At 72.5% G+C, this 25,980-nt stretch carries 21 protein-coding genes; 12 read left to right on the plus strand and 9 right to left on the minus strand.

Annotation, left to right across the window (positions count from 1 at the left end; all coding sequences use genetic code 11):
- Positions 1 to 229: 229 nt before the first annotated feature.
- The 3 genes from QIS96_RS17685 to QIS96_RS17695 all read right to left on the minus strand — a co-directional run bounded on the left by QIS96_RS17685 (position 230) and on the right by QIS96_RS17695 (position 3,025).
- Entirely contained in the window at positions 230 to 820 is a 591-nt protein-coding gene (locus QIS96_RS17685; protein ID WP_282543583.1) for a dihydrofolate reductase family protein, read from the minus strand.
- Between the two features lie 161 nt (positions 821 to 981).
- On the minus strand, positions 982 to 2,145 hold the full coding sequence (locus tag QIS96_RS17690; protein ID WP_282543584.1) for an HAD family hydrolase: 1,164 nt from the start codon (positions 2,143 to 2,145) through the stop codon (positions 982 to 984).
- Between the two features lie 238 nt (positions 2,146 to 2,383).
- The gene (locus tag QIS96_RS17695; protein ID WP_282543585.1) at positions 2,384 to 3,025 is read right to left on the minus strand and encodes a hypothetical protein; all 642 of its coding nucleotides are present in this window, start codon (positions 3,023 to 3,025) and stop codon (positions 2,384 to 2,386) included.
- A gap of 560 nt (positions 3,026 to 3,585) precedes the next feature.
- Here QIS96_RS17695 and QIS96_RS17700 point away from each other — a divergent pair.
- The 4 genes from QIS96_RS17700 (at position 3,586) to QIS96_RS17715 (ending at position 9,453) form a co-directional block, all read left to right on the plus strand.
- A complete protein-coding gene (locus QIS96_RS17700) occupies positions 3,586 to 4,392 on the plus strand; it encodes a hypothetical protein (protein ID WP_282543586.1) in 807 nt (268 codons plus the stop codon).
- Positions 4,389 to 6,641, plus strand: coding sequence for a bifunctional serine/threonine-protein kinase/ABC transporter substrate-binding protein (locus tag QIS96_RS17705; protein WP_282543587.1), 2,253 nt, complete (start codon positions 4,389 to 4,391; stop codon positions 6,639 to 6,641). Before QIS96_RS17700 ends, QIS96_RS17705 begins: the two co-directional genes overlap by 4 nt.
- Entirely contained in the window at positions 6,638 to 8,887 is a 2,250-nt protein-coding gene (locus QIS96_RS17710) for a bifunctional serine/threonine-protein kinase/ABC transporter substrate-binding protein (protein WP_282543588.1), read from the plus strand. Before QIS96_RS17705 ends, QIS96_RS17710 begins: the two co-directional genes overlap by 4 nt.
- Before the next feature lie 137 nt (positions 8,888 to 9,024).
- On the plus strand, positions 9,025 to 9,453 hold the full coding sequence (locus QIS96_RS17715; RefSeq protein ID WP_282543589.1) for a cupin domain-containing protein: 429 nt from the start codon (positions 9,025 to 9,027) through the stop codon (positions 9,451 to 9,453).
- Positions 9,454 to 9,484: 31 nt separating this feature from the next.
- Here the strand turns inward: QIS96_RS17715 and QIS96_RS17720 are convergent, their stop codons facing one another.
- The gene (locus QIS96_RS17720; RefSeq protein WP_282543590.1) at positions 9,485 to 10,015 is read right to left on the minus strand and encodes a GNAT family N-acetyltransferase; all 531 of its coding nucleotides are present in this window, start codon (positions 10,013 to 10,015) and stop codon (positions 9,485 to 9,487) included.
- A 189-nt stretch (positions 10,016 to 10,204) separates the two neighbouring features.
- Between QIS96_RS17720 and QIS96_RS17725 the strand changes: the two genes are divergently transcribed.
- From QIS96_RS17725 to QIS96_RS17740, 4 genes are all read left to right on the plus strand, one after another.
- Positions 10,205 to 10,714 carry a sigma-70 family RNA polymerase sigma factor gene (locus QIS96_RS17725; RefSeq protein WP_282543591.1) on the plus strand — a complete coding sequence of 170 codons (510 nt, stop codon included), beginning with the start codon at positions 10,205 to 10,207 and terminating at the stop codon, positions 10,712 to 10,714.
- Positions 10,711 to 11,427: a zf-HC2 domain-containing protein gene (locus QIS96_RS17730; protein WP_282543592.1), complete on the plus strand. Its 717-nt coding sequence runs from the start codon at positions 10,711 to 10,713 to the stop codon at positions 11,425 to 11,427. The genes QIS96_RS17725 and QIS96_RS17730 overlap by 4 nt, the downstream gene beginning before the upstream one ends.
- Before the next feature lie 184 nt (positions 11,428 to 11,611).
- On the plus strand, positions 11,612 to 13,141 hold the full coding sequence (locus tag QIS96_RS17735) for a beta-propeller fold lactonase family protein (protein ID WP_282543593.1): 1,530 nt from the start codon (positions 11,612 to 11,614) through the stop codon (positions 13,139 to 13,141).
- Positions 13,142 to 13,261: 120 nt separating this feature from the next.
- Positions 13,262 to 13,969 (plus strand): hypothetical protein, encoded by a 708-nt coding sequence (locus QIS96_RS17740; RefSeq protein ID WP_282543594.1) that lies wholly within the window; start codon positions 13,262 to 13,264, stop codon positions 13,967 to 13,969.
- A gap of 78 nt (positions 13,970 to 14,047) precedes the next feature.
- Here QIS96_RS17740 and QIS96_RS17745 read toward each other — a convergent pair whose 3' ends face one another.
- Positions 14,048 to 15,178 carry a YeiH family protein gene (locus QIS96_RS17745; RefSeq protein WP_282543595.1) on the minus strand — a complete coding sequence of 377 codons (1,131 nt, stop codon included), beginning with the start codon at positions 15,176 to 15,178 and terminating at the stop codon, positions 14,048 to 14,050.
- A 108-nt stretch (positions 15,179 to 15,286) separates the two neighbouring features.
- On the opposite strand from QIS96_RS17745, the gene QIS96_RS17750 reads away from it, so the two are divergent.
- Positions 15,287 to 16,210, plus strand: a complete 924-nt coding sequence (locus QIS96_RS17750; RefSeq protein WP_282543596.1) for a LysR family transcriptional regulator — start codon at positions 15,287 to 15,289, stop codon at positions 16,208 to 16,210.
- Positions 16,211 to 16,347: 137 nt separating this feature from the next.
- Here the strand turns inward: QIS96_RS17750 and QIS96_RS17755 are convergent, their stop codons facing one another.
- The 3 genes from QIS96_RS17755 to xsc all read right to left on the minus strand — a co-directional run bounded on the left by QIS96_RS17755 (position 16,348) and on the right by xsc (position 20,481).
- Positions 16,348 to 17,049 carry a phosphonatase-like hydrolase gene (locus tag QIS96_RS17755; RefSeq protein WP_282543597.1) on the minus strand — a complete coding sequence of 234 codons (702 nt, stop codon included), beginning with the start codon at positions 17,047 to 17,049 and terminating at the stop codon, positions 16,348 to 16,350.
- 124 nt (positions 17,050 to 17,173) lie between these two features.
- Positions 17,174 to 18,352 (minus strand): phosphotransacetylase, encoded by a 1,179-nt coding sequence (locus QIS96_RS17760; protein ID WP_282543598.1) that lies wholly within the window; start codon positions 18,350 to 18,352, stop codon positions 17,174 to 17,176.
- A 320-nt stretch (positions 18,353 to 18,672) separates the two neighbouring features.
- Complete coding sequence (xsc, locus tag QIS96_RS17765) at positions 18,673 to 20,481, minus strand: sulfoacetaldehyde acetyltransferase (protein ID WP_282543599.1); 1,809 nt, start codon at positions 20,479 to 20,481, stop codon at positions 18,673 to 18,675.
- 195 nt (positions 20,482 to 20,676) lie between these two features.
- Between xsc and QIS96_RS17770 the strand changes: the two genes are divergently transcribed.
- From QIS96_RS17770 to QIS96_RS17780, 3 genes are all read left to right on the plus strand, one after another.
- Positions 20,677 to 21,474: an IclR family transcriptional regulator gene (locus QIS96_RS17770; RefSeq protein ID WP_282543600.1), complete on the plus strand. Its 798-nt coding sequence runs from the start codon at positions 20,677 to 20,679 to the stop codon at positions 21,472 to 21,474.
- A 144-nt stretch (positions 21,475 to 21,618) separates the two neighbouring features.
- Entirely contained in the window at positions 21,619 to 22,626 is a 1,008-nt protein-coding gene (locus QIS96_RS17775; protein WP_282543601.1) for an AAA family ATPase, read from the plus strand.
- Positions 22,623 to 24,389 carry a cobaltochelatase CobT-related protein gene (locus QIS96_RS17780; protein ID WP_282543602.1) on the plus strand — a complete coding sequence of 589 codons (1,767 nt, stop codon included), beginning with the start codon at positions 22,623 to 22,625 and terminating at the stop codon, positions 24,387 to 24,389. Before QIS96_RS17775 ends, QIS96_RS17780 begins: the two co-directional genes overlap by 4 nt.
- 40 nt (positions 24,390 to 24,429) lie before the next feature.
- On the opposite strand, the gene pdxR is transcribed toward QIS96_RS17780, so the two are convergent.
- Entirely contained in the window at positions 24,430 to 25,890 is a 1,461-nt protein-coding gene (pdxR, locus tag QIS96_RS17785) for a MocR-like pyridoxine biosynthesis transcription factor PdxR (protein WP_282543603.1), read from the minus strand.
- Between the last annotated feature and the right edge of the window lie 90 nt (positions 25,891 to 25,980).

Consider the following 25,980-nt stretch of genomic DNA (forward strand, 5'->3'; position numbering starts at 1 on the left):
TGGTACGAGCATCTTGCTGGACCTTGCTGATCCGCTGCCCGGTGATGTCGATGTCACGTGGGTCGAGCTCTTTGTCGACCGGGAGAAGGTCGGTCTCTACCCCTATGCGCTTTGAGCAGGTTCTGTGTCGTGGCGGGCGGCTGCGCGGGCGGCTGCGCGGGCGGCTGCGCGGGCGGCTGCGCGGACGGCCGCGCGCGGCTCGGCTCGGGTCGGCCCGGCTCCGCTCGGCTCAGTGAGTGGCTCGGCGTACCCGATAGCGCAGGTGAAGCACCCGGTTGCCCTGAAGCACCGCGTCAGGACCCTCCAGCAGGTGCTGCGCGTGGACCGATCCGAAGTAGCGCTTGCCGGACCCGAACACGACGGGTACGACGTCCATGCGCACCTCGTCGATGAGGCCCGCGGCAAGCACCTGGCCACCGACGTCGCCGGCGGCGACCTCGACCAGGCGGTCTCCCGCAAGCTCCTGCGCCTTGGCCACGGCTGCCTCGACGCCGTTGACGAAGTGGAACGGCGCCCCGGGGTCCCAGCCCTCGGGCGCCGGCCGGTGCGTCACGACGACCACGTGGTCGATCCCGCCCGGCGGCTGCCCGTCCCAGCCGTCCGTCAGGTCGAAGACATGGCGGCCGACGACCGTGACTCCGATCTGGTCCCAGTACGGCCGGGTGTAGTCGTAGGACGTCTGCGACACCTTCAGCACGCCGCTCTCGTCCAACGGGACGTCACCGCTGGACAGCCAGTCGAACAGCGGTCCGGGCTGGTCGTTCTCGTCCGCGACGAAGCCGTCCACCGACACCGAGCTGTACATGACCACCTTGCCCACGGGGCTCTCCTCTGCTTCGGGGCGCCCCAAATTAGCGTGTCGTGAGCTGTCGCTCCGGTAAGAGACGCGGGCCGTGGAACGGGGGCGGGGCCCCGGCGACAGTCGTCCTGTCGCCGGGGCCCCGCCCTCCGCACGGTCACCCGACCGGTGCAGACAACACGTCAGGCGACTTCCTCCGGGGTGACCACGAACCAGCGCTTGTCGGCGGTCACCTTCAGTCCGGCCTCGCGCTGCGCCGCGGCGTTCTTCCGCTGCATCTCCTGAATCTGCGTCAGGTACTTGTCCTTGCGGTTGACCCAGACACGTGCGCCGCCGCGGTCCACGTCCAGCGAGTGGAACAGCATCGGCCCGTCGCTCGCCGGAGTGTCGCCCCCGACGAGGATGGGCTTCTTCCACTCGTCGATGTACTCGCTGATCGCGGCCGGCTTGCCGTGGTACCAGGTCAGCGGCGCCCACAGTCGCGGGGTCAGCTCCCAGTCGGCGAGTTGGGCCGGATCGTAGTTCCCCTGGGCGATCCGCTGTCGGGCGGTGGTGACGTCGCCCGTCCTGCGGTTCTGCAGCTGCATGGTGACGCCGATGACGTTCTCCGGCTTCACGCCGTATCCGTACTTCGGGTCGGCCAGGACCATCCGCACGAGTTCCTCGCTCGCGGCGCTGACGACGTACACCTCGATGCCGTTGTCCCGCAGGGCCTGGTAGAGCTCCTGCATGCCCGTGCGCAGCTCAGGGGGCTCGACCTCGGTCGGCGTCGGGCGGCCGTTGTCGTCGTAGTACTCCGCCGGGATCGGCTTGCCGTACGCCATCAAGTCGTCGACGTGGCCCTTGAGTTCCTTCAACGTGAAACCGGAGAAGATCTGGGCGACCCAGGGGTAGCACACCTGGTCGTCGATCTCGCACAGCCGGACGTAGTAGCTGTAGAGGCTCTCCCGGTGATCCGCCGTGTCCTTGAAGGGGATGACCTTCAAGGACGGGTCCATCGTCGCGCGCGTCAGCACCCCCTTCATCTCCAGGTAGGGCAGCAGCGCCTCCTCCAGGTCGTGGTGGTACGTGGTGTTGTCCGCGTCGAAGACCGCGTACCGGCCCTGATGGGCGTTCTTGTCCATGAGCTCGGCCAGCTCGGCGCGCACGGCCTGCGGCCAGTGCTTCAGCTGGGCCGAGGCCCGCCCACCCGTCCCACCCGTCTCCGCGGCTGTGGCCTCGCCGCGGGGCCACAGCGTGGTGGCGCCGACGATCAGCGCTACGGCCAGCGCGATCACCGCCAAGAGCCGTGCCGGTCGAACCTTCGTCACAGCGCGGCCCGGCCGCCAGTCAGAAACCTTCGGCATATTGCCCGTTGCTCCGTTCCGCTCGGATTTTCCAGGGCGACACGAAGATCGCTCAGCGTAGCGGTGGGCGCAACGCGTTGCCAATAGTGCAACAAGTGCGATCTGGGGGCAGAGGCAGAGGCAGAGGCAGGGGCAGAGGCAGAGGCAGGGGCAGGGGCAGGGGCAGGTGGAGGCAGGCAACGGAAAAGGGGCCCGACTCCGAAGAGCCGAGCCCCTTCCGCAGGGCTACGGGGACGGATCAGCCGGCGGTCCAGACGACCGGCTTGTCGCTGTACGCGTCGCCCTCGTCGAACTCGGCGCCCGTGACGTCACCGCTGCGCGACGCGGCGAGCGAGCAGGTCTCGAACGACGCGCCCTTGGCGAACTCGGCGGGCGCGGATTCCTTGTCGCACTTGCCCGGGATGTCGCCGATCAGCGAGACGCCGGTGCTCTGGCCGCCGTCGAGGAGGCCCCTCAACTGCACGTACGCGCGCGAGAGATCGGCGTCGCCGACGTTCTCCACCTTCATCTTGATGAAGTACGGAGTCAGGCCCTTCGCCCGCGCGCCGAACTGGGACAGGTCGGCTTCGGCGCCCTTGTCGATCGCCGTGACGGTGATGGCGAGGGTGCCCTTCTTCTTGGCGTACTCGAAGGGCAGGACCGCCTTGTCGCCGACCTTGAGCTCGGAGCCCGGCGCGGCGACGTCGCCCGCGGGCTCGGTGTCGCCGCCCTCGTTCTCGCCGCCGTCGGCGCTCGGGCTCTCCTTGGCCGACGCGGGCGTCGAAGCCGCCGGCGACTCCTTCTCCGTCGCTCCGTCCTCACTGCCGCCACCGCAGGCCGTGAGCCCGAGGCCGAGCGTGGTGACCAGGGCGGCCGTCAGTGCGATACGTGCCTTGCGCATGTGTTCAGACCCTCGCTATGTCATGAAATTGTTCGCCGATACGGCGATGTCCCGCGCAGTTTGTCAGGCGAAGTGTGCGTGTTTGGTGCGCGTCAGGTAGCGGAGACGTCACGACGCCTCGACGTCCACCTCGCACTGTGCGTGCCCTCAGGCTGCTGATCAGGGCCGTCATGCCTGCTGGCCCTCGACCGCCACTGCAAGTGATCTTCATGAGAAATCCCCACTGGCCCCCGGCGGAGACTCGGCTCCCTACGCCGACGGCATCGGAACCCGGTCTTGGCCGGCGTCGAGCCGGTCCAGCCGACCGCTCGTCGACGAACTCACCGACCAGGCGGACCACGCCGGGCACGCACCGGCCATCCACTGCGTAACGCCGTGGCTGTCGCCGCGCATCGGTTCCGTCACAGGTGGCCGTCCCGCTGTCGGCAGGTGCGTGGGCAGCGGGCACGATGGCCCCGTACGACGACATTCGCCGTGGTGGAAGCGGTGCTCAGGGGGACGGGATGGCGCGGAAGGCGAGCGCGCGGAGGCGCGCGCAGGTGCGGCTGTGCAGTGGGGTTGTGGCCGTCGGCCTGCTCGTGACGGGTTGCTGGGGCGGTGGGGGCGAGGCGGACGGGAGCGCCGCCGAACCGTCCGGCGGGACCCGGCCGCCCGCCACTGCGAAACCTTCCGACAAGCCCTCGGGCAAGCCTTCCGGAACGCCGACCGACAAGCCCTCCGAGCGGTTCCTGGACTTCGTGCCCGACCCCGAGCGGCAGCCCGAGAACCGGGCGGAGGCCCTGAAGCTCGCCCGCAAGGTGATCGCGCGGCCGGAGGACTGGGGCGCCGGGTACGAGAGGGACTCCGGCTACAAGGGCAGCCCGCGGCGCAGCGCCGAGCTGGGTGACGACTGCGTGTGGGCCCAACGCCCGCTCTCCGAGGGGGACTTCGTCAGCGTCGGCCGGCGCGGTGAGCTGCCCGAGAGGGGGGACGCGGGGCCGCTGCGGGTCACCGCCGTGGTCACGGTCCACCGCACCGAGAGTGCCGCCCGCTGGGAGATGGCCCGCACGCTTGAGGAGCCGCTGCGCTGCCCCGAACAGCGGCTGAGCGGCGCCGAGCGGGTCACGGGGCTGCGCTCCGGCGGCGACCTGGACCCCGACACCAGCGGCGCGACCGACTACCTGCAGGAGAGCGGCCAGGTCCACAGCGAACTGCCGGGCAGCCCGCACCCGTACGTCTGGGACGTGTTCCGGTTGGGCACCGTGACCCTGGCCGTCGCGGTGCACGGCAGCGAGGGGCACACCGCGGACGAGGTGTTCGCCGTCGGCGCGAAGACCGTCGGCCATATGGCGGCCCGCGTCGACCTCGAACTGGGGGTGCGGAAGTGACCGAGCCGCTGCTGCCCGGTGATCCGTCGGCGATCGGCGGGCACCGCCTCCTTGGCCGCCTCGGCGCGGGCGGGATGGGAGTGGTCTACCTCGGGCGGTCCGCCGCCGGGGCACTCGCCGCAGTGAAGGTCGTGCTGCCCGAACTCGCCGACGAGCCGGACTTCCGGGCCCGCTTCCGGCGCGAGGTCGAGGCCGCCCGACGGGTCGTCAGCCCGTGGGCGGCACCGGTGACCGGCGCCGGGCCCGACGAGCCCACGCCCTGGCTGGCGACCGAGTTCGTGCCGGGCCCGTCCCTAGGCGAGGAGGTCCGCCGCTCGGGCCCGCTGCCGACGCACAGCGTGCGCGCCCTCGGCCGGATGCTCGCCGCCGCGCTGCGCGCCGTGCACGCGGCCGGGCTCGTCCACCGCGACGTCAAGCCCGCCAACGTGCTCCTGGCCGTCGACGGACCCCGCCTCATCGACTTCGGCATCGCCCGGTCCGCCGGCCGCACCGCGCTCACCGCGACGGGCCTCGTCGCAGGCACCCCCGGCTTCCTCTCGCCGGAACAGGCCGAGGCACGGACCGGTCAACTCGGCCCGCCCAGCGACGTGTTCTCGCTCGGCTGCCTCCTCGCGTACGCGTCGACCGGGCGGGCCCCGTTCGGCGAGGGCGCCGCCGAGGCGATGCTCTACCGGACCGTGCACGACGAGCCGGACCTGGCCGGGATCGGCGGCACCGGCGGCGCGGACCCCGACGCCGACGCGCTGCGCGCGCTGCTCACGGAGTGCCTGGCCAAGGACCCCGCGGCCCGGCCCGCTCCCGAGCAGATCGAGTCCCGCCTCGCGGGGGCCGACGAGCCCGGCGGCGGCTGGCTGCCCGACCACGTCGTACGGGACATCGCGGACCGCTCGGCGCGCATGCTGGCGCTGCCCGGCATCGAGGCGACCCTCGCCGACCGGCCGACGGACCCGACGGACCCGGCGAACCCGACGGACCCCACGGCCCCGACGTCAACTGCGGTGCCGGCGGCCGGTGTTGCCAGCCGGCGCCGGTTCCTGCTGCTCGGCTCGGGCGGCGCGCTGCTCGCGGCGGGCGGGGGCGCGGCCCTGTGGGCGTGGAGCCGCGGCGACGACTCGCCCCCGGACGCCGACCGCTGGGCGCTCGGTGTGCACGCCGACCTCAGCGGCCCCGGCAAGTCCGACGGGCGGGCCCACGAGCAGGGCGTGCGGCTCGCCGTCGAGCAGTACAACGCGCGCCGTGACAAGCCGTTCCCGCTCGACCTGCGGACCGCTGACGACGGCGGCTCCGAGCGGCGGGCCCGGTCCGCCGCGCAGCGCCTGGTGCAGGACCGTGGCGTGCTCGCCGTCGTCGGCCCCACGTCCGACGCGTGCGTCGACGGCGCGGTCGGCACGTACGAGGAGGCGCTGCTGCCGATGCTGCTCGTCAAGCCGGGCGCGTTCCGCCTGGTCGGCCGCCGGTACCGGGCGCCGCTGCACTGCAGGCCGCTCGTGTACGCGCTCGGCTTCGGGCTCGCGATCCAGCTGACCCGGCAGGAGAAGGTCTCGTACCCGGGGCTGCTGCAGGACCGTACGACGGACCCGGTCGCGTGGGAGATCACGCAGGGCGTCGCCGACGCGATGCGCAAGGAGAAGACGCGCTTCCACCCGCGGGTCGTCCCGGCCGGCCTGGACGATCTGGGGCCGCAGGTCGGCGAGATGCTGCGGGCGAAGGTCGACTCGTTCGTCTACGCCGGGCACGCCGAGGGCGCGGTGAGCGTCGCCCGGAAGCTCGCCGACGCCGGCTTCGACGGGCCCCGGCTCGGGACGGAGGAGCTCGCCGACGCCGCCTTCCTCGACGGCGCGGGCGAGGCTGCGGAGGGCTGGCTGCTCGGCACGTCGTACGTCGACCCGGAGCGGCTGCCCGAGGCGGCGGAGTTCGTCCGCGCGTTCCGCCGCCGCTTCGATGCGTCGCCCGGACGGTACGCGGTGGAGGCGTACGACGCGGCGAACCTGGCGATCGACCGGCTGGTGCGGGCGGCGCGGGACGGACGCCCGCCGGAGCGCGCACGGCTCGCGGAACTGCTGCGCGCCGCCGAGTTCCGCGGAGTCACCAAGCCGCTCTCCTTCAACCGGGACAACGGCCGCTACGAGGGCGAGCTCTGCTACCGGCACCGGGTCGAGAACAGCAAGCTCCGCTTCCTCGGCCCGGTGCCCGGAGGCGACCCGGCGAAGGGCCCGGCGAACGACGACCCGACGAAGGCGGGCCGATGAGCGAAGAGGCACGCGGCCGGCCGGCCGCCGTGCTGCCGCTGCGGCCCGGCGACCCCGCCGAGATCGGCGGCCGCGCGCTGCTCGGCCGCCTCGGCGCGGGCGGGATGGGCGTGGTCTTCCTGGCCCGTTCGCCGGACGGCACGCACGCCGCGGTGAAGCTGGTGCGCGCCGAGCACGCCGCCGACCCGCGGTTCCGGGTGCGCTTCCGGCGCGAGTCCCAGGCCGCGGCACGGCTGTCGGGACGCTGGCTCGTGCCGGTCCTGGACGCCGACCCGGAGGCCCGACTGCCGTGGCTCGCCACCCCGTTCGTGCCGGGCCCGAGCCTCGCCGAGGCCGTCGACGGGTACGGCCCGCTGCCCGAGCCGGCCGTGCGCGTCCTGGGCGTCCGGCTCGCGGAGGCGCTGGCCGAGGTGCACGCGGCGGGGCTCGTCCACCGCGACGTCAAGCCCGGCAACGTCCTGCTCGCCCTGGACGGGCCCCGCCTGATCGACTTCGGCATCGCCCGCGCCGACGGCGGCACCGCGCTGACCGCCAGCGGCCTGGTCATCGGCTCACCCGGGTTCCTCTCTCCGGAGCAGGCACAGGCCCGGTCCGACACCGCCGGACCGCCGAGCGACGTGTTCGCCCTCGGCTGCGTCCTCGCCTACGCCGCGACCGGCCGGCGCCCCTTCGACGCGGCCACCGTGGCCGGCTCGCTGTTCCGCACCGTCCACGAAGAGCCCGACCTGACCGGCGCCCCCGCCGCCCTCCTGCCGCTGCTGCACGCCTGCCTTGCCAAGTCCCCCGCCGACCGTCCCGACACCACGGCCGTACGGGAAGAGCTCGCGGCCGACTCGCCTGTGGCGGACGGCAGTTGGCTGCCCGCCCCGCTGCCCGGCATCGTCGCGGAACGCACCGCCGCCGTCCTCTCCCTGCCCGTCCCCGAGCCCCCCGTCCCCGAGCCCCCGGCCTCCGACCCGGGCGCAACGGCCGAGGACGGCACGGCCGCCGCGACCGTGCACGGGACGGGCCGCCCCACCCGGCGGAGGCTGCTCCGGATCGGCCTCGGCGCCGGGCTCGGAGCGGCGGCCGCCGGGGCCGGGCTCTACGCCGCACGCGGGGCCCGGACCGGCGGCGGCAAGGCCGCCCTGCCGCGCCACACCATCGGTCTGCACGCCGATCTGTCCGGCGACCAGCGGGAGTCGGGCCGGGCGCAGCAACGCGGCGCACAGCTCGCCGTGTCGCACTTCAACGCCGCCGAAGACCGGCCCTTCGACCTGGAGTTGAAGGTCCGCGACGACCGCGGCGAAGCCCGTACGGCCGCGGAGGTGGCGGGCCGGTTCGTGGCGGACCGCGCGGTCGTCGCCGTACTCGGGCCCACCGGGGACGCCGGCTTCACGGCCGCCGCCGAGCGGTACGAGGAGGCGCTGCTGCCCATGGTGACCGTCTCCGCGTCCCCGTCGCTCCTGAACCTCGGATCACGCCAGGCCCTCTTCCAACTCCGCGCCGACACCACCGAGTTGGGCACCGCGTTCGTCCGCCACCTCGGCGCCGTCGAGCGCATCGCGCACACCGCCGTCGTCGACGACCGCGCTGCCACCGGCGACGAGGACTGGGGCCTGGTCGAACGGATCCAGCAGGCCCCGCCCACCGGAGGCCGCGTCACCGTGCACCAAGTCGCCCAGGACGACGGGGAGTTCGACGCGGCGGCCGCAGCGGTACGGAAGTCCGGCGCCGGAGCGGTGGTCTACGCCGGAACGTCGCCGAGCCGCGCCGCCCGGTGCGCACTCGCCCTGCGGCGCGGCGGCTTCGACGGCCCCCGCATGGCACCGGAACCCGTCCTCCGCCCCGAACGGTCCCGGTTCCCGTTCCTGCAGGAGGCCGGGGACGCCGCCGAGGGCTGGCTGTGCGTGGCCACGTACGCCGATGCGAGCCGGCTGCCCGCGGCCCGCCGCTTCACCGCGGCCTACGCCGAGCGCTTCCCCGACGCCCCCGCCCCCGGCCCCGCCGCGCCGTTCGCCCTGGAGGCCTACGACGCGCTGCTGCTCGTCGCCCGCTCCCTGCGCCGCCCGTCCGAGGGCGGCCCGGAACGCGGCTCGACGACGACCCGCCTGCGCGCCGCCCGGTACGACGGCCTCGCCAAACCCCTCGGCTTCAACCCGGCCGACGGCTCCTTCGAGTGGCTCGAGGGCCTGTTCCTGTACCGCGTGGAGCAGGGCGCGGTGAAGTTCCTCGGCAACTACCGGGACGTCACGGAGCCGGTGTAGAGGGGGAGTCGGGCGGCTGCAGGGCGGGCACGGTCAGGCCGTCCCGGCTGTCCGCTCCCCTCCCTTGCCATCGGAGATCATCCAGTGTTTGCATGCGTCGGTCGGAGGAACCGCCGCATGACCGCAGGAGCCCACTCATGATCGAACGTGCAGGGGAGGGGGACTTCGACTACGCGCTGCACGAAGGTTCCCCCGACACCCGTATCCAGTGGTACTTCCATGACCGCACGCGGCTGCCCGTGGCAGTTCAGTCCTGGACTCTGGCGCCTGGTGGCAGGGAGGGGATGCACGCCCATGGGGAGGGCCGGCCGCTGGAGGAGCTGTATGTCGTCGTCGAGGGCAGTGCGGTGATGCGGGTCGACGATGTCGAGTATCGACTGGGTCCGGGCGATGCGGTTCTGGCCCCTCCGGGTGCGCAGCATGACGTACGTAACACGGGGGAGGGGTCGTTGCGGTTGTTGGTCGTCTGGGGGCCGCCGGGCGAGGTCGACTTCTCGGCCTTCGGCAGTTACCGGGCGGCGGCCGCCGCGTGGGCGGCCCGGCCGGCGACGCACCCGGGGGTGTGAACAGCCCCGCAACACAGCGGAGTTGGCGGCATCAGGGCCTCAGCAGTCCGCCCACCCACCAGTCGTGCGGCTTGCCGTCGTTGGCGATGCCGCGACGGTGCAGGGTCCCTTCGACGGTGAAGCCGAGTTTCTCGGCGACGGCACGCGAGCCGGTGTTCCCGGCCATGGCCCACCACTCGATGCGGTGCACGTCGAGGGTGGCCCAGCCCCAGTCGCACAGGGCGCGAGCGGCCTCCACCGAGTACCCGCGTCCGCGCTGTTCCCTGACCGCCCAGTAACCGAGCTCCCAGACGCCACGGCTGATGAGGGTCAGGCAGTACGAGCCGACCAGGGCACCGGTGTCCCTGCGGAACGCGCCGAGGGTGTAGTCCCTGTCCTCGGCCCACTGAGCGGGCAACTTCTCACCGACCAGCTGCTCCGCGTCCGCACGCCGGTACGGCACCGGCACCGGGGTGTAGAACTGAATGTCCTCGTCCTGGCAGGCTTCGTACACCGCATCCACGTCGGCAGGTGTGAAGGCCCGCAGCACCAGACGGTCCGTCCCGAGAGTCACTGGATCCATCGCGGCAGTATGAACACCGGCAACAGGCGGCGGCCAACGAATATCCCGACCCGGCTCCGACCGGCAGGCGGACCGAGCGGCCGGGGACGCTGTCGTAAAAACCGGAAGGCGCCGAGGTGGTGAACCGGGGGCGCCGGTTTGTCGTACACCACCCGTGGTGAGCCGACGACAGCGGAGCGGAAGTGGGTCATGACGGCGGATGAACAGCTGCTGCGCGCGCTGTACGACGAACATGCGGGCGTCCTGCACGCCTTCGTGCTGCGCTATGTGTCCGACCGGCAGCGCGCGGAGGACGTGGTGCAGGAGACGCTGCTGCGGGCCTGGCGGAATCTGGACGCCATCGACGCGCACCGGGGCAACCCCCGCTCCTATCTGTTCTCGGTCGCGCGCAACGTCCTGACCGACCAGTGGCGCGCGGAGCAGCGTAGGCCGCGCCTGGTCCAGAACGACGAGGCGATCCAGTCCGCGGCGGCCGCCGACGACTTGGAGCGGATGCTCGACGGCTGGCTGGTGACCGAGGCGCTGGCCCGGCTCTCACCCGAGCACCGTGCGACGATCGTCGAGCTGTACTACGGGGGACGCAGCATTGCCGAAGCCGCCGCGAAGCTCGGGATTCCCGCAGGGACCGTGAAGTCCCGGGCGTACTACGCCGTGCGGTCGCTGCGGACGGTGCTGGAGGAAATGGGAGTGGTGCGGTGAAGGAGCAGAACCGGCAGCAGCACGAGGAGCTGCACACGCTGCTCGGGGCCTATGTGCTCGGCGGCCTGGGCGCGGGAGACCGGGAGCGCCTCGAATCCCATCTGGCGCGGTGCGACTCCTGCCGGGAGGAACTGTCCGCATACGCCGTCCTGCCGGGCCTGCTCCACCAGGCGGGGCCACCGCCCGAGGACGTTCCGCCGCCGGAGTCCACGTGGGAGGGGCTGGTCGCCAAGGCCCGCGCCGAGCGGTCCGACGAGTCCGCCGGGCGGTCCGACGGACGCCGTGGCCGTTGGGGCCGGCGGCCGCGCCTTGCCCTGGTGGCCGCCGCGGCGGCAGCGGGCCTGATCATCGGCGGCGGCACTGTCGGGGTCGTCGGCCTCAACCACGACCACCCCGCCGCGCCCGCCGGGCCAGGGCCGGACGGCGTACCGCTGACCGCCCTCGCGGGCAGCCCCGCGAGTGGTCACGGCAGTCTGGAGGCGCGGGCCTGGGGCACCGAAGTCGCCCTGCACGTCGAGGACTTGCCGGCGGGCGAGCACTTCGTCGCCTGGGTGGTCGACCGGGACGGGCGGCGGGAACAGGCCGCCGTCTGGACGTCCACGCCGAACGGCAGCGCCCGGCTGCGCGGCGCCTCCTCGATCCCGCGAGATCAGGTCGCGACCCTGCGCGTGGCCACCCGCGACGGCAAGCCCTTGCTGGAGATGCGCACCTGAACGTCGGCGTGGGTCACCGGAGCCAGGACGGCTCACGCCGCAACCTCGGGATCCCGATACCGCCTGGCCAGGGCCCGATCTCGAAATACGGAACGAAGCAGCTCGAATTTTATTCACCCTTCGGTGAACCGGAACGTCCCGCCCGGCGTACACGACCCGGAACCGGTCATCGGAGGAGGTCGAAGTGGGAACGAGAAAGTTCCGCAGGAACGTGGTCGCGGCGTCCGCGGCTGCGGCGGTCGTGGCCGCGGGCGGGGTCGGGGTGGCGATGGCGGACCGCGGCGGTGCGCCGGCGCCGCGGTCGTCCGAAAGCGCCCCGGCGGCAGGACGGTCGAACGCCCCGGTGCAGGCGCCGGCGCTGCCGGGCGCACAGGCGGTCTCCCCGTCCGACCGGGTCTATACGGCGGACCAGACGTCCAACACCGTCACCGTCATCGACCCCTCGAAGGACCAGGTCCTGGGCACGCTCGCCCTGGGCTCGCAACGGCTCGACGGCGTTCTGGGCGCGCAGTACCTGAAGGAGGTCGGGGTCCACGGGCTCGGCTTCTCCCGCGACGGACGCCACCTCGGCGTGGTCAGCGTCACCACCAACTCGGCGGTCGTCATCGACACGGCGACCAACGAGATCGTGTCCAAGACGTACGTCGGACGGGCCGCCCACGAGGGCTTCTTCAGCGCGGACGGAAGCGAGTTCTGGGCCGCCGAGCGCGGGCAGGACACCGTGGCCGTGGTCGACGTGCGGCACGGCGGCGTCAAGAAGCGGATCCGGACCGGGCAGGGGCCGAGCAAGGTCCTGTTCAGCCCGGACGGCGAGCGCGCCTACGTCAACCACATCGGGACCGCGGAGGTCGCCGTCGTGGACACCGAGCAGAAGAAGGTCGTGCAGCGTATCCGCGGCATCGGCGACGTGTTCTCCCCGGACGCGGCGCTCTCCCCGGACGGACGGGAGCTGTGGGTCGGCCAGAAGAAGGCGGGCAAGGTGACCGTCGTCGACGTGCGCGCCGGACGCGTCCTGACCGTGCTCGACACCGGGCCGGAGACCAACCACATCAACTTCGTCACCACGGCCGACACCGCCTACGCGTACGTGACCGTCGGAGGCCGGGACGAGACCCTGGTCTACGAGCGCCGCGGCGCGCACCCCCGACTGGTGGACCGCATCCGCAACTCCGGCTCCACACCGCACGGCATCTGGCCCAGCCCGGACAACAGCAAGGTCTACGTGGCCCTTGAGCGCGGCGACGGCGTGGACGTCATCGACACCCGTACCCGCACCGTGACCAAGTCCCTTGACGTCGGCCAGGATCCGCAGGCTCTGGTGTACGTGGCGCGGTCCGCGCCCGCGGCGAACGCCGGACTCGGACGCCAGGGCCTGTCCGCGGCCACTCGCGACGTCCCGGTCGACGCACCGGCCGACGCACCGGCGGACGCCGATGTCGAGGTGACCGCACGCCCCGTCGACGGACTCGACCAACTCCAGCTCTCCGCAAGGGCACTTGAGCCCTCGACCGCGTACACCCTCTACGCCCGTCGGTCGGGAGAGCGCGTCCCGCTGGTCGACTTCACCACCGACGCCAAGGGCGCCGCACCCCAGGTGCTGGTCTTCGCCCGCTTCACCGGCGTCTACGACGACCGTCTGACCGTCGCGCGCGCCACCGGAAAGTCCGCCGCCGCGGGCCACGGGGACCACGGGGCGCACGCGCACGACGACTGACGCAGCCCTGCCGGGATCACCCCCGGCCACACCCCCAATACTCCACCCCCCGCACGTCCCTGACCGCACACCCATAACCCCACCAACTCCACCAACCCCATCAGCACATGAGGAGCAGACATGCGTCACAAGCCGTCCAAGCGTGCCCTGTTCGCCGCCGCCACCGCCGGAGTGGTCGCCGCGGCCACCGCGGTCGCGGCCGCCGTGGCCGCCCCCGAGTCCGACAACGCGGCCCGGCCGAAGGACGACAGGCCCGTCGAGGTCGAGGTGTTCGCCCCCGCCGAGGGCGATGTCGCCGGAGCCGAGGGAAAGGGCTGGTTCGTGGACCTGGAGGTGTCCTACCCCGGCGGCCCCGACGGGCTGCGCCAGGCCGGGTTCAGCGGCGCGCAGCTCACCGGCCCCGCCGGGCACAACAACGTGCCGCCGCTGCCCGGCACGTTCTCCCCCGGGCAGGACGACCGCCTTCCCGGCCTGGTCGTCCTCGGTTCCACGACGATCGACAACCCGGACCGCAAGTTCGCCGGCCCCGGCACCAACCTGGCCAACCTGTTCAACGTGACGGGCATCAGCGACCGGTCCGCCGACGCGACCAGGCTGTGGGACACCTGGATCGTCGGCGACTCCATCATGGGCAAGGACGTCGACACCGTCCTGACCGTCGCGGTGATCGACGACCTCGACCACAACGGGGTGTACGACGACGCCCCCGACGCTGTGAAGGACCTGAACGGTGACGGGCGCGTCGACGGAAAGGACCTGGAGGCCCTGGGAGTTGCCTCGGAGGTCGAGAAGGTCCGCTTCCGCCTGAACGGCGCCCCCGCCGCCTGACCTCGCACGCGCACATCGCCGACCGGCCCCCACCGATACACGGGTGGGGGCCGGTCGGCCGTTCAACGCAGGGTTCGGTCAAAGGGTTCCGGTCAGGTACTGGAGGACGAGGCTGGTGACGGAGACGACGATCCACAGGCTGGCGCCGAGGACGAGCGGCCGCGGGCCGGTGCGGCGCAGTCCGGCGAGGTCGGTGGAGAGTCCCGTGGCGGCGAGCGCGACGGTGATGAGGAAGACCGAGAGCTCGCTGAGTCCGGGGTGGGCGGCCGCCGGGATGAGGCCGAGGCTGTTGGCCGTGGTCATCAGCAGGAAGCCGACCAGGAACACGGGCACCAGCTTGACCACCCGGAGCCGGGGGCCGGTCGTGGCGTCCGACTCGGCACGGTCGCGGCGCTGCACCAGCCAGGCGAGTCCCAGACAGATCGGGATGATCATGAGAGTGCGGGTGAGTTTGACGACGACCGCGTGATTCGAAGCGATCGGACCGTACGTGGCGGCCGCCGCGACCACGGAGGACGTGTCGTTGACGGCCGTGCCCGCGAAGAGGCCGAAGCTTTCCTGGCTCATCCCGAGCAGGTGGCCGATCAACGGGAAGGTGAGCACGGCCGCGACGTTGAACAGGAAGATGGTGGAGACCGCGTACGCGACCTCGACGCCGGCCGCGCGGATCACCGGAGCGGTGGCCGCGATCGCCGAGGCGCCGCAGACGCCGGTGCCCACGCCGATCAGCGTACGCAGGTCCCTGACGACGCCGAGCCGGCGGCCGATGCCGTACGCGCAGGCCAGACAGATCACCAGCGAGCCGATCATCACCGGCAGCGAGCTGACGCCCACGTGGACGATCTGGGTCAGCGACAGCTGGGAACCCAGGACGACGACCGATATCTGCAGGACCCGCTTGGCGGCGAACGCGATGCCGGGACGCCAGCGTGGGCCCGGCTTCAGCAGGGCGGCGACCAGCACGCCCAGGACGATCCCGGCCACCGGGCCGCCGACGAGGGGGAACACCTTGCCGATCGCCGTGGCCGCCAGGGCGAGGGCCAGGGCGAGGGCCAGCCCCGGTACGAGTGAGGCCGGTCCCGTCGGGCTCGTGCGCGTGGTGGTGCCCGTGCGCGGGAGGGGCGGCTCGGGGCGGTGCCCGGAGGGCCGGGCCGCCGACGCGGACTCAGCCTTCGGTGGGGTGACCTGACGGTCCAGATCTTCGCTCATGGCCTCGACTCTGGGACGCCCCGTTGTGCGGTTGTAGCCCCGAGTTCGCGAGGAGGTCATAACCAACTGATATGACTGCGGACCGGATTCGGCCCATACCCTGGAGCCATGAGCCAGTTGCCCGATCTGGAGTCCCTGCGGCTGCTCGTCCTGGTCGGAGATGCGGGAAGCCTGAGCAGTGCGGCAGCGCAGCTCGGCCTCGCGCAACCGTCGGCGAGCAAGCGGCTTTCCATGCTGGAGCGCAAGCTGGGCCTGGTACTTGTGGACCGGACGCGGCGCGGATCGCAACTCACCGACGCGGGCCGGGCGGTGGCCGGCTGGGCCCAGCGGGTCCAGCAGGAGATGGAGGGGCTGCTGACCGGCGCGGAGGCGCTGCGGACGAAGCGGGACGCCGAGCTGCGGGTGGCGGCCAGCATGACGGTGGCCGAGTGCCTGGTGCCGGGCTGGATCGGGGAACTGCGCCGAGCACGGCCGGAGTTGTACATCGGACTCCAGGTGACCAACAGCGAGCACGTCCCCGAGCTGCTGCGCAGCGGGATGGCGGACCTCGGGTTCGTGGAGTCACCGCTGGCCCCGACCGGGCTGACCGCCTGTCAGGTCGCCTGCGACCGGCTGCTCGTCGTGGTCGCGCCGGGGCACCCCTGGACGCGGCGCCGCCGCCCGCTGGGCATCGCCGAGCTCGCCGCCGCGCCGCTGGTGCTGCGCGAACGCGGATCGGGCACCAGAGAAACGCTGGACCAGGCGCTGCGCAAGGCCGGTGTGGGCGAGCCGCTGCCGCTCCTGGAGCTGGGCTCGGCCACCGCCGTGCGCAATGCCGTGATCGCCGGCACCGGCCCGGCGGTGATCAGCGAACTGGCCGTACGGGCCGACCTCGCCGACGGCCGGCTGCTGCCGGTGGAGGTCGAGGGCATGGAACTGCGCCGTGCCCTGCGCGCCGTCTGGGCGACGGGGCGCACCCTCGTGGGGCCCGCCGCGGAACTCCTGGCCGTGACCCGACGCCGAGGGAAGAAGGAACGACCGGGGGAGTGGTGAGACGTGCGGCCCGGCGCGTGGAGCCGGTGCCGCTCCGCGGACAGGACAAGACGACTGCGGCGTGCTCCTCGTACGGGAGCACGCCGCAGTCGTTCGCGCGTGACCCGGTCCCCGCGCGGGGGAGCGGGCCGTGCCGCTCAGCGTTCCCGGAGCAGGCCGGGGAGCTGCGCCACGGAGTCGAGCACGTGGTGCGCGCCCGCCGTGCGCAGGTCGTCCTTGTCGTGGGCTCCGGTCAGCACGCCGACGACGAGGCCCGCGCCCGCGCGCAGGCCCGCCTCCATGTCGTAGGGGGTGTCTCCGACCACGACGGTCTGCCGCACGGAGGGGGCCTCGGTGCGCAGCAGCGCGGTCAGGACCATGTCTGGGTACGGGCGGCCGCGCCCGGCGTCGGCCGGGGAGAGGACCGCGTCGGCCAGGTCCTGCCAGCCGAGGGCGGAGAGTAGACCGTCCCGGGTGCGGGGTGAGAAGCCGGTGTTCAGTACGACGGCGACGCCCGCCGAGCGGAGTTCCTCAACGGCCGCTCGGGCGCCGGGAATCGGCCGGCAGCGGCCGTCGGCGACCAGCTCGGCGTACGCCTCCTCGAAGGCCAGGTTGGTCTCCTGGGCGGCTCGATCGTCGCCGAACAGGTGGCGGAACACCGCGATCTTGGACTCGCCCATGGTGGCGCGGATGTGCTCCGTCATCCGGGCCCAACGCTCCGAGCGCTCGACCACCCCCGCCCGGCGCAGGGCGCGGGAGAAGGCCTCCTCGACGGCCCCGGCGTCGGTGACGGTGGTACCGGCGAGGTCGAGGACGGCGAGGCGGATGTCGTCCGGGGAGGGGGTGCGGGGCAGGGACATGCGGACTCCTCCTGGTGCGATGAACCGGATGCGCTCGGGCCGGCCGGAGGTGCTGGACAGGCCGGACGGGCAGCAACGGCGGGCGACGCGGGCCAACGGGCCAACGGGGCAACGGGGCAACGGGCTAACGGGCGGACTCGGCTGGAGCGGCTGGAGCGGGCGCGGGCGCGGGGGCGGGCGTGGGCGAAGCAGTCGTGGGGGTTGCAGCGGCCGAGGGCGCCAGGGGGGCCGTAGGAGCCGCCCTTTCCATCGCCTGCAACCCGCCCACCAGCGCGATCGCTGCGATGTCCGAGCCCGAGCAGCCCCGGGAAAGGTCGTGCAGCGGCGCCGCCAGACCCTGCAGCAGGGGGCCGATGGCCGCGGCGCCACCGGTCCACTGGGCGATCTTGTAGCCGATGTTGCCGGCCTCCAGGCTCGGGAAGACGAAGGTGTTGGCGCTGCCCGCGACCGGCGAGGCGGGCGCCTTGGAATGACCGATGGCGGGGACCGCCGCCGCGTCGTACTGCAGCTCGCCGTCGACGGTGAGTTCGGGCGCTGCGGCACGGGCCAGCCGTATGGCCTCGCGTACGCGCTCGACGCGGGGATGCGAGGCGCTGCCGCTGGTGCTGAACGACAGGAAGGCGACCCGCGGGTCCTCCCCGGCCAGCGCGCGGTAGGTGGCGCCGGTGGCCTGGGCGATGTCGGCGAGCTGCGCGGGGTCCGGATCGACGACCACCGCGCAGTCTCCGTAGCCGAGGGTGCGGCCGTCCGGACGGACCATCAGAAAGCTGCTGGACAGCGTGCGGATGCCGGGCGCCAGGCCTACGACGTACAGCCCGGCGCGCAGCACGTCCGCGGTGGGGCGGGTGCTGCCCGCGACGCAGGCCCGCACATCGCCGAGGCGCAGCGCCGTGGCGGCGAGGAACAGCGGATCGGCGGAGAGTTCGCGGCGTTCGCCGGCCGAGAGCCGGCCGCGGGCGTCCAGGGCCGCGCCGAGGGTGTCCGCGTAGCGGGGGTCGGCCGCCATCCGGGCGGGGTCGAGGATGTCGAACAGGTCGGGGTCGTCCGGGAGTTGCAGCCCGATGTCGGCGGCGAGCGCCCGCACGCGGGCGGGGTCGCCGACCACGACCGGGGTGACGGCGCCCTGGGCGGCGAGGCGGGCGGCGGCCCACAGCGCCCGCGCATCGGTCCCGTCGGCGAGCGCGACGCGCGGCCGGCGGTCGTACCGGCGCAGCCGTGCGGCCCACGATTCGACCAGGCGGTGTACGGCGGGCCCCGCCTCTCCTGCGGGCGGCTGCGCCGGGGCGAGCGGATCAACGAGCATGGTTCGGGGCTCCGTTGGGAGGGGGACGGCGGAAGAGGGTGCCAGGGGGGAGGGGATGCGAGTGTTGCGGCCCCGCAGGAGACCGGCGTCGGCCGGACCAGTGCGGTGACTGGTCCGGCCGGTCCGGCGCCGGGTGCCCGAGGAGGGATCGCACACGGCGCCGGGGCACGCCCGCGGTACGGAACCCGCCGCACCGGTCAGGGCAGACGGGCAGGCGGTCGTGGTGCGGGCGGCCGGTCGGGATGCCGGGGCTGCCGGAGGGGCCGGGCCGCCGGCGGTGCCGGAGCCGTCGGGGCTCCGGCGGTGGTGCCGTGGACCGGTCAGACGTAGTCCTGGTACTTCTCCAGGAACCGGACCGGCTTGGAGAGCGCGTCGCGGCGGAACGGGTCGCCCAGCTCGCGGGTGCACATGATCTCGATGACCGTGGTCCGGCCCTGGTTCATCTGGGCGTCGACGGCCTGGCGCAGTGCCGGGCCGACGTCGTCCAGCTTCTCCACGACGATGCCGTCGGCGCCCATGGCCTGGGCGATCCCGGCGAAGCTCTCGCTCTCCAACTCGCCCGCCACGAAACGGCGGTTGTAGAAGTCGACCTGGTTCTTCTTCTCCGCGCCCCACTGCCGGTTGTGGAAGACGACGGCGGTGACGGGGATGTCATGGCGTACGGCGGTCATGACCTCGCCCATGCTCATGCCCCAGGCTCCGTCGCCGGCGTACGCGATGGCCGGGCGGTCCATGGCCGCGGCCTTGGCGCCGATGATGGTGGGCAGCGCGTAGCCGCAGTTGCCGAAGCTCATCGGGGCGAAGAAGGAGCGGGGCTCCTCGAAGCGCAGGTAGCTGTTGGCGACGGAGTTGATGTTGCCGATGTCGGTGGAGACCATGACCCGCGGCGGCATGGCCTTCTCCAGTTCGCGCAGCACCTCGCGCGGGTGCAGCCAGTCGCCCTCCTCCCGCTCCTGCTCCGCGATCATGTCGAGGCTGAACGGGTCGGTCTCGTGGGTCCAGTCGCTGAGCTCCCGCTCCCACGCGTCCTTCTCCGCCTGGGTCTTCGCGGCGCGTTCCGCACGGGTGGCGTCGCAGGCGAGGGTCTTCTCGGCCAGGCGCTCGGTCAGGGCCGAGGCGGCGGCCTTGGCGTCGCCGCAGATGCCGACGGTGATCTTCTTGACCAGGCCGAGCATCTTGTGGTCGGCGTCTATCTGGATGATCTTCGCGTTCTTGGGCCAGTAGTCCATGCCGTGCTGCGGCAGCGTGCCGAACGGGCCGAGGCGCGAACCCAGGGCGATGACCACGTCGGCCTGGGAGATCAGCTTCATCGCGGCCTTGGAGCCCTGGTAGCCGAGCGGGCCGCACCACTGCGGGTGGCTCGCCGGGAACGAGTCGTTGTGCAGATAGCTGTTGACCACGGGGGCGCCGAGGCGTTCGGCGAGCGCCTTGCACTCCTCCACGGCGTCGGCCATGACCACGCCGCCGCCGGAGATGATGACCGGGAACTCGGCGGTGGCGAGCAGCTCGGCCGCGTCGTTCAGGCTCTGCTCGCCGCCGGGGCCGCGGTCGAGACGGCTCGGCTGCGGGATCTCGGCCTCGATCTCGCCGTAGAAGTGGTCGCGCGGGATGTTGAGCTGCGTGGGGCCGATCTCGGACATGGCCCGGTCGAAGGCGCGGCCGGTGTACTCGGCCATCCGCTTCGGGTTGTTGACGTGCGCCTGGTACTTGGTGAACTCCTGGAACATCGGGAGTTGGTTGGCCTCCTGGAAGCCGCCGAGGCCGGTGCCCATGGTGCCCGCCTCGGGGGTCACGATGACCACCGGGCTGTGCGCCCAGTACGCGGCGGCGATCGCGGTGACGCAGTTGCTGATGCCGGGGCCGTTCTGGCCGATCACGACACCGTGCCGGCCGCTCACGCGGGCGTACCCGTCGGCCATGTGGCCGGCGCCCTGCTCGTGGACCACCGGGATCAGGCGGATGCCGGCCGGGGCGAAGATGTCCATGGCGTCCATGAACGCCGAGCCCATGATGCCGAACATGTCGGTGACCCCATTGGCCACCAGCGTCTCGACGAAGGCCTCTGAAGGGGTCATCTTCTGGACGCCGGTGACGACGGCACGGCTGGCGTCCGTCTGCTTCTCACTCATGGTTCCACTCCTTCGACAGACCCATTGGGTGCAGAAATCGGTACGTGGCGTTCCTGAAATCAGGATCTGGGTGGACTGTAGGGTGCTCCGTCGGGGTCGTCAACGAGTCGTTCAAGAAAACGAGATCTGTTAGGCTAAATTCCGGAACCTGAGCCGATGTGATCTCTAGATGTGATCCCTATACGTGGGGGAGTCATGGACCTGACTCGCGAGCCCGATCCGACCGCGCTGAACGGCGATACGCCGACGATGCGCCTGTTCTCGCTGCTCGAACTGATCGCGGCCAAGGACCAGTTGGTCTCGCTGCAAGGTCTGGTCGAGGAGACCGGCATGCCCAAGCCGACGCTGCACCGCATGCTCCAGCAGCTGGAGGCGGCCGGGCTCCTCATCCGGCAGGCGGACGGCCGCCACTACGGCACCGGCGCGCGGCTGCGCCGGCTCGCCGAGAACCTCCTCCTGAACGCGACCCACCACGGCGCCCGCCATGCCGTACTGCGCAACCTGGTCGAGGAGTTGGGGGAGAGCTGCAACATCACCACGCTCTCGGGCAACGAGGTGGTCTACCTCGACCGCGTCGAGACCCCGGAGCCGCTGCGCTTCTACCTGCGGCCGGGCTCGCGCGTCCCCGTCCACTGCTCCGCCAGCGGCAAGATGATCCTGTCCCAGATGAGCCCGGCCCAGCGCCGCAAGCTCCTGGCCCACGCCCCGCTCAAGCAGTACACGCCCACGACGGTCACCGAACTCGACGCCCTGGAAGAAGAGTTCAAGCGCGTCCGGCGCAACGGCTACGCGCTCGACGACGAGGAGTTCCTGCCCGGACTGGTCTGCGTGGCCGTGCTCGTCCCCGGACGCGCCAACCTGTGCGTCGCCGTCCAGGCCCCCGTCATGCGACTCACCCCCGACAAGGCGCTGCAGCTGCTCCCCGCCCTGCAGCGGGCCGCCGAGGCGATCGCCCGCGTGGAGGCCGAGGGCACCCCCGCCGCCGAGCAGTGACCGCAGCCGTGACCACGGCCCCCGCCGCCGACCAGTGACCACCCCCGTGACCACACGTGTGGCGCCCCGTGACCACAGCCGTGACCACATCCGTGACCGCACCTGTGGCCACCCCGTGACCACACCCGACCCGAAGGGCCGCACATGGCACACCCGGTGACCCACCCGACCACCCCCGACCGGCCGGACCTGAGGCTCGCCGTCAAGGACGTCTTCGGCATCGACTCGCCGCTGGTCGTCCCCGCCTTCAGCGAGCGCAGCGAGCACGTCCCCGAGGCCGACGACGCCTACCGGTTCAACCCCGACGTGACCCTGGCCCTGCTCGCCGGGTTCCTGCACGACCGGCGGGTCCTTGTGCAGGGCCTGCACGGCACCGGCAAGTCCACACACGTCGAGCAGGTCGCCGCACGGCTCAACTGGCCCTGCGTACGCGTCAATCTGGACGGCCACCTCGGCCGCCCCGACCTGATCGGCAAGGACGCGGTGGTGCTGCGGGACGGCCGTCAGGTGACCGAGTTCCAGGAGGGCATCGTGCCCTGGTCGCTGCAACGGCCCGTGGCGCTGATCCTGGACGAGTACGACGCGGGCCGCCCCGACGTCATGTTCGTCATCCAGCGGATCCTGGAGCGCGACGGCAAGTTGACGCTCCTGGACCAGAACAAGGTCATCAGCCCCCACCCGTACTTCCGGCTCTTCGGCACCGCCAACACGGTCGGGCTGGGCAACCTCAACGGCCTGTACCACGGGGCTCAGCGCCTCAACCACGCGCAGCTGGACCGCTGGAACATCGTCACCTCGCTCGACTACCTGCCGGCGGCGGAGGAGGCGGCGATCGTGCGGGCGCGCGTCCCGTCCCTCGCCGACGAGCGGGGCGCGGAGCTGATCGCCTCGATGGTCGCGGTCGCCGCCCTGACCCGTACGGGCTTCCACGCCGGTGACGTGTCGACGCTGATGTCGCCCCGTACGGTCATCACCTGGGCGGAGAACCTGGAGATCTTCGGCGACCCCGCGCTCGCGTTCAGGGTGTCCTTCCTCAACAGGTGCGACGAGGCCGAACGCACCGTGGTCGCCGAGTACTTCCAGCGCTGCTTCGACCGCGAGCTCGACGTGTCGTACGCGCTCACCGCCGACTCGGCTCAGGCCGCGCCGTGACCGACGCCCCCGCCGAACGCCCCGCCGAACCGCACGCCGACGCCCGCCGCAGGCAACGTGTCGAAGAGCTCTGCGCGGCGGCCGTACGAGCCCTCAGCGCCGACCCCGACCTGCGCTTCCGCGGGCGCCGACTGCACCGCGGACGGCGCCCGCTGCCGCTGCACGCCCCCCATCTGCACCCCACCCCGGAGGACGACTTCGGCTCGTTCCGCGGCGCGGCCGACGGCATGGCCCTGCGGCTGACCCGCTCGGACGCCGGGCTGCACCGCCGGGAGCGCCCCGCCGAACCGGTGGAACGGCTGGTCTTCGAGATGCTCGAACAGTTCCGCGTCGAGTCGCTGGCCCCGGCGGCGATGCCCGGCATCACCCGCAACCTGCGCCACCGCCATGAGCAGTGGTCTCTTGCCTTCCACCGCTCGGGCCTCACCGAGACAGCGCGCGGGCTGCTGCTCTACACGGTCGCGCAGGTCTGCCGGTCCCGGATCACCGCACAACCCGTCGTCGCGGAGACCGAGGACCTGATCGAGGCCACCCGCGCCGCCGTCGGCCCCTCGATCGGGCACGACCTCGCCGGGCTGCGGCGCCACCGGGCCGACCAGGCCGCGTTCGCCGCCCACGCCCTGTCCCTCGCCTGCACCGTGGCCGCACTGCTCACGTCCGCCGAAGGCGAGGGCGGCACCGGCTCCGGCGCCGGAGACGAGGACGCGCGCGCGGACGACCCCGACGACCGGGCCGAGGACCGGTCCCGCTTCACCCTCCTGACGGACTTCGGCGACGACGAGCAGCTCGGCACCGCATCCCTGGGCCGAAGCCGCGTCCTGGAGGACGCCACCGACGGCTATCGCGTCTTCACCACCGCCTACGACCGGCAGCACCCGGCGGGCCGCCTGGTCCGGCCCGAGCTGCTCGGGGAGTACCGGGAACGGCTCGACCGGCGCATCGCCGCGCAGAGCGTGAACGTCGGCCGGCTCGCCCGCGCGTTGACGGCGCTGCTCGCCGACCCGGCACGCGACGGATGGGACGGCGGGCAGGAGGAGGGCCGGGTCGACGGACGCCTGCTCGCCCGGCTGATCAGCTCGCCGAGGGAGCGCCGCCTCTTCCGGACCGAACGCGTCGCACCCGTGCCCGACGCCCTCGTGACGTTCCTCGTCGACTGCTCGGGCTCCATGAAGGAGCACGGAGAGCCGGTGGCCGCTCTGGTCGACGTCTTCGCCCGAGCGCTCGAACAGGCCGGCGTGAGCTGCGAGATCCTCGGCTACACCACCGGAGCCTGGAACGGCGGCCGGGCCCGCCGCGCCTGGCTGAGAGCGGGGCGACCCGCACACCCCGGCCGCCTCAACGAGCAGTGCCACCTGGTGTTCAAAGACGCGGAGACACCGTGGCGCAGGGCCCGGCGGGACATCGCCGCGCTGCTCAAGGCCGACCTGTACCGCGAGGGCGTGGACGGCGAGGCGGTGGCCTGGGCCGCGCGGCGCGCACAGGCCCGGCCGGAGCGGCGGCGGCTCCTGGTCGTCCTGTCCGACGGCAGCCCCATGGACACCGCCACCCATCTGGTCAACGACCGCCACTACCTGGACCACCACCTCAAGGACGTGGTCGCGGGCCTCGAACGGTCCGGCGTTGTCGAGGTCCACGGCCTCGGCGTGGGGCTCGACCTGAGCCCGTACTACAGCCGCTGCCACGCCCTCGACCCGTCCCGGACCACCGGAAGGGAGATGATCCGGGAGACGCTCACGCTGCTCGCGGGCCACCCTCGCCGGTAGCAGGTGTCTCCCCGGAGGGACACCCCGGACCCGTCTCCCGCTACGCGACCATCGCCCGGTCGACCAGTTCGCCCAGGATGCGGATGCCCGGGTCGATCACGGAGAGCGGGGGCGCCGCGAAGCCGATGCGGAAGTGGTTCAGCGGCGGGTCCTCCGACAGGAAGTAGATGTCGCCGCGCTCGATCAGCACCCCGCGCTCCTGCGCCAGGTCCACGAGCCGGCGGCAGTCCAGCTCCGCCGGCCCCGACATCCACAGGCTCACCCCGCCCGGGGGAGGCGTGGTGTGCCACGGCAGGTGAGCGTTGACCGCCCGGCTCGCCGCCTCCCACTTGTGCATCAGCTGGCCCCGGTACCTGCGCACCGCCCGGTGGTACTCGCCGGACTCGATGAGCAGGGCCAGGGCGCGCTGTATGTGCCCGGACGGATGTCGCACCGAGTAGCGGCGCAGATCGCGCAGCTCCCGGACGAGCTCCCGCGAGCCCACGAGGTACCCGAGCCGCAGCCCCGGTGCGAGGAACTTCGAGAACGTGCCCAGATAGACGACCTGATCGGTCTCGTCCAGGCCCTTCAGGGCGGGCGTCGGGCTGCCCTGGTAGCGGAACTCGCTGTCGTAGTCGTCCTCCACGATCACCGTCCCGCTCTCCCGCACGAGCGACAGCAGCTCCCGTCGGCGACCGATGCTCAACGTGGCGTTCGTCGGGTGGTGATGACTGGGCGTCACATGCAGCAGGTCCACACCGGCCAGGCTCTTCGGCGGTTTCAGCCCCGCTTCGTTCGCCGTCATCGGCAGCAGCGTGGCTCCCGCGCGTACGAAGATGTGCCGGGCGTCCAGATAGCCGGGGTCCTCGACCGCCACCACGGAGCCCTGGCCGAGCAGCGCCCGGCTCAGCAGGTCGAGCCCCTGCTGCGAGCCGACGGTGATCAGCACCTCCTCCGGCGACGCCTCCACCCCACGGGCCGGCAGCAGGTGCCGGCAGACCATCTCGACCAGGAGCGGATCGTCGGCCGCTATGCCGTCCTGCAGGCTGTACTGGATGTGCGGCGGGTACAGCGCCTTGTTGAGCGCCCTCGACCAGTCCCGCGCCGGGAACGCCCGCAGGTCGACCTGACCTGCGAGGAACGGGTACGGATAGCGCGCCCAGTCCGGCCGCTTCTCGATGTGCGGCAGGGTGTCCTCGGGGTGCCCGCGCAGTCGCGAGGCCCAGTCGAAACGCGGGGTCGCGGGCCGTTCCTCGGCGGTGCAGTACGCGCGTATCTCCCGGTTGACGAAGATCCCCTGGCGGACCCGGCTCTCGACGAAACCTTCGGCCACCAGTTCCTGGTAGGCGGCGTTGACGGTGTTGCGGGAAAGGCCCAGCTCGCGCGCCAACTCCCGGGACGAGGGCAGCCGACGCCTTGCGTCGATCGTGCCGACTGCGATGCCGTGCTCGATGGCCTTGCGGATCTGGCGGTACAGCGGCTCACTCGACTCCCGGTCGACCTCGATCAACGTGCGTGGCATGGAACGCTCCTGAGCTCTCGTGGCCTGCGCCGGGCGCGGGACGTATGTGCAAGCGAACCGGGTTCGCCGGCCGGTCGGACCACCGGCCGC

This window comes from Streptomyces cavernicola (genome assembly GCF_029968035.1).
In the GTDB taxonomy this organism is placed as follows: domain Bacteria; phylum Actinomycetota; class Actinomycetes; order Streptomycetales; family Streptomycetaceae; genus Streptomyces; species Streptomyces cavernicola.

Excerpts from the sequence above, each read along its gene's own strand:
- QIS96_RS17690 (WP_282543584.1), bottom strand. The coding sequence starts at position 2,145 with ATGCCGAAGGTTTCTGACTGGCGGCCGGGCCGCGCTGTGACGAAGGTT.
- QIS96_RS17695 (WP_282543585.1), bottom strand. The coding sequence starts at position 3,025 with ATGCGCAAGGCACGTATCGCACTGACGGCCGCCCTGGTCACCACGCTC.
- QIS96_RS17710 (WP_282543588.1), top strand. The coding sequence starts at position 6,638 with ATGAGCGAAGAGGCACGCGGCCGGCCGGCCGCCGTGCTGCCGCTGCGG.
- QIS96_RS17715 (WP_282543589.1), top strand. The coding sequence starts at position 9,025 with ATGATCGAACGTGCAGGGGAGGGGGACTTCGACTACGCGCTGCACGAA.
- QIS96_RS17720 (WP_282543590.1), bottom strand. The coding sequence starts at position 10,015 with ATGGATCCAGTGACTCTCGGGACGGACCGTCTGGTGCTGCGGGCCTTC.
- QIS96_RS17725 (WP_282543591.1), top strand. The coding sequence starts at position 10,205 with ATGACGGCGGATGAACAGCTGCTGCGCGCGCTGTACGACGAACATGCG.
- QIS96_RS17740 (WP_282543594.1), top strand. The coding sequence starts at position 13,262 with ATGCGTCACAAGCCGTCCAAGCGTGCCCTGTTCGCCGCCGCCACCGCC.
- QIS96_RS17745 (WP_282543595.1), bottom strand. The coding sequence starts at position 15,178 with ATGAGCGAAGATCTGGACCGTCAGGTCACCCCACCGAAGGCTGAGTCC.
- QIS96_RS17750 (WP_282543596.1), top strand. The coding sequence starts at position 15,287 with ATGAGCCAGTTGCCCGATCTGGAGTCCCTGCGGCTGCTCGTCCTGGTC.
- QIS96_RS17755 (WP_282543597.1), bottom strand. The coding sequence starts at position 17,049 with ATGTCCCTGCCCCGCACCCCCTCCCCGGACGACATCCGCCTCGCCGTC.
- QIS96_RS17760 (WP_282543598.1), bottom strand. The coding sequence starts at position 18,352 with ATGCTCGTTGATCCGCTCGCCCCGGCGCAGCCGCCCGCAGGAGAGGCG.
- xsc (WP_282543599.1), bottom strand. The coding sequence starts at position 20,481 with ATGAGTGAGAAGCAGACGGACGCCAGCCGTGCCGTCGTCACCGGCGTC.
- QIS96_RS17770 (WP_282543600.1), top strand. The coding sequence starts at position 20,677 with ATGGACCTGACTCGCGAGCCCGATCCGACCGCGCTGAACGGCGATACG.
- QIS96_RS17775 (WP_282543601.1), top strand. The coding sequence starts at position 21,619 with ATGGCACACCCGGTGACCCACCCGACCACCCCCGACCGGCCGGACCTG.
- pdxR (WP_282543603.1), bottom strand. The coding sequence starts at position 25,890 with ATGCCACGCACGTTGATCGAGGTCGACCGGGAGTCGAGTGAGCCGCTG.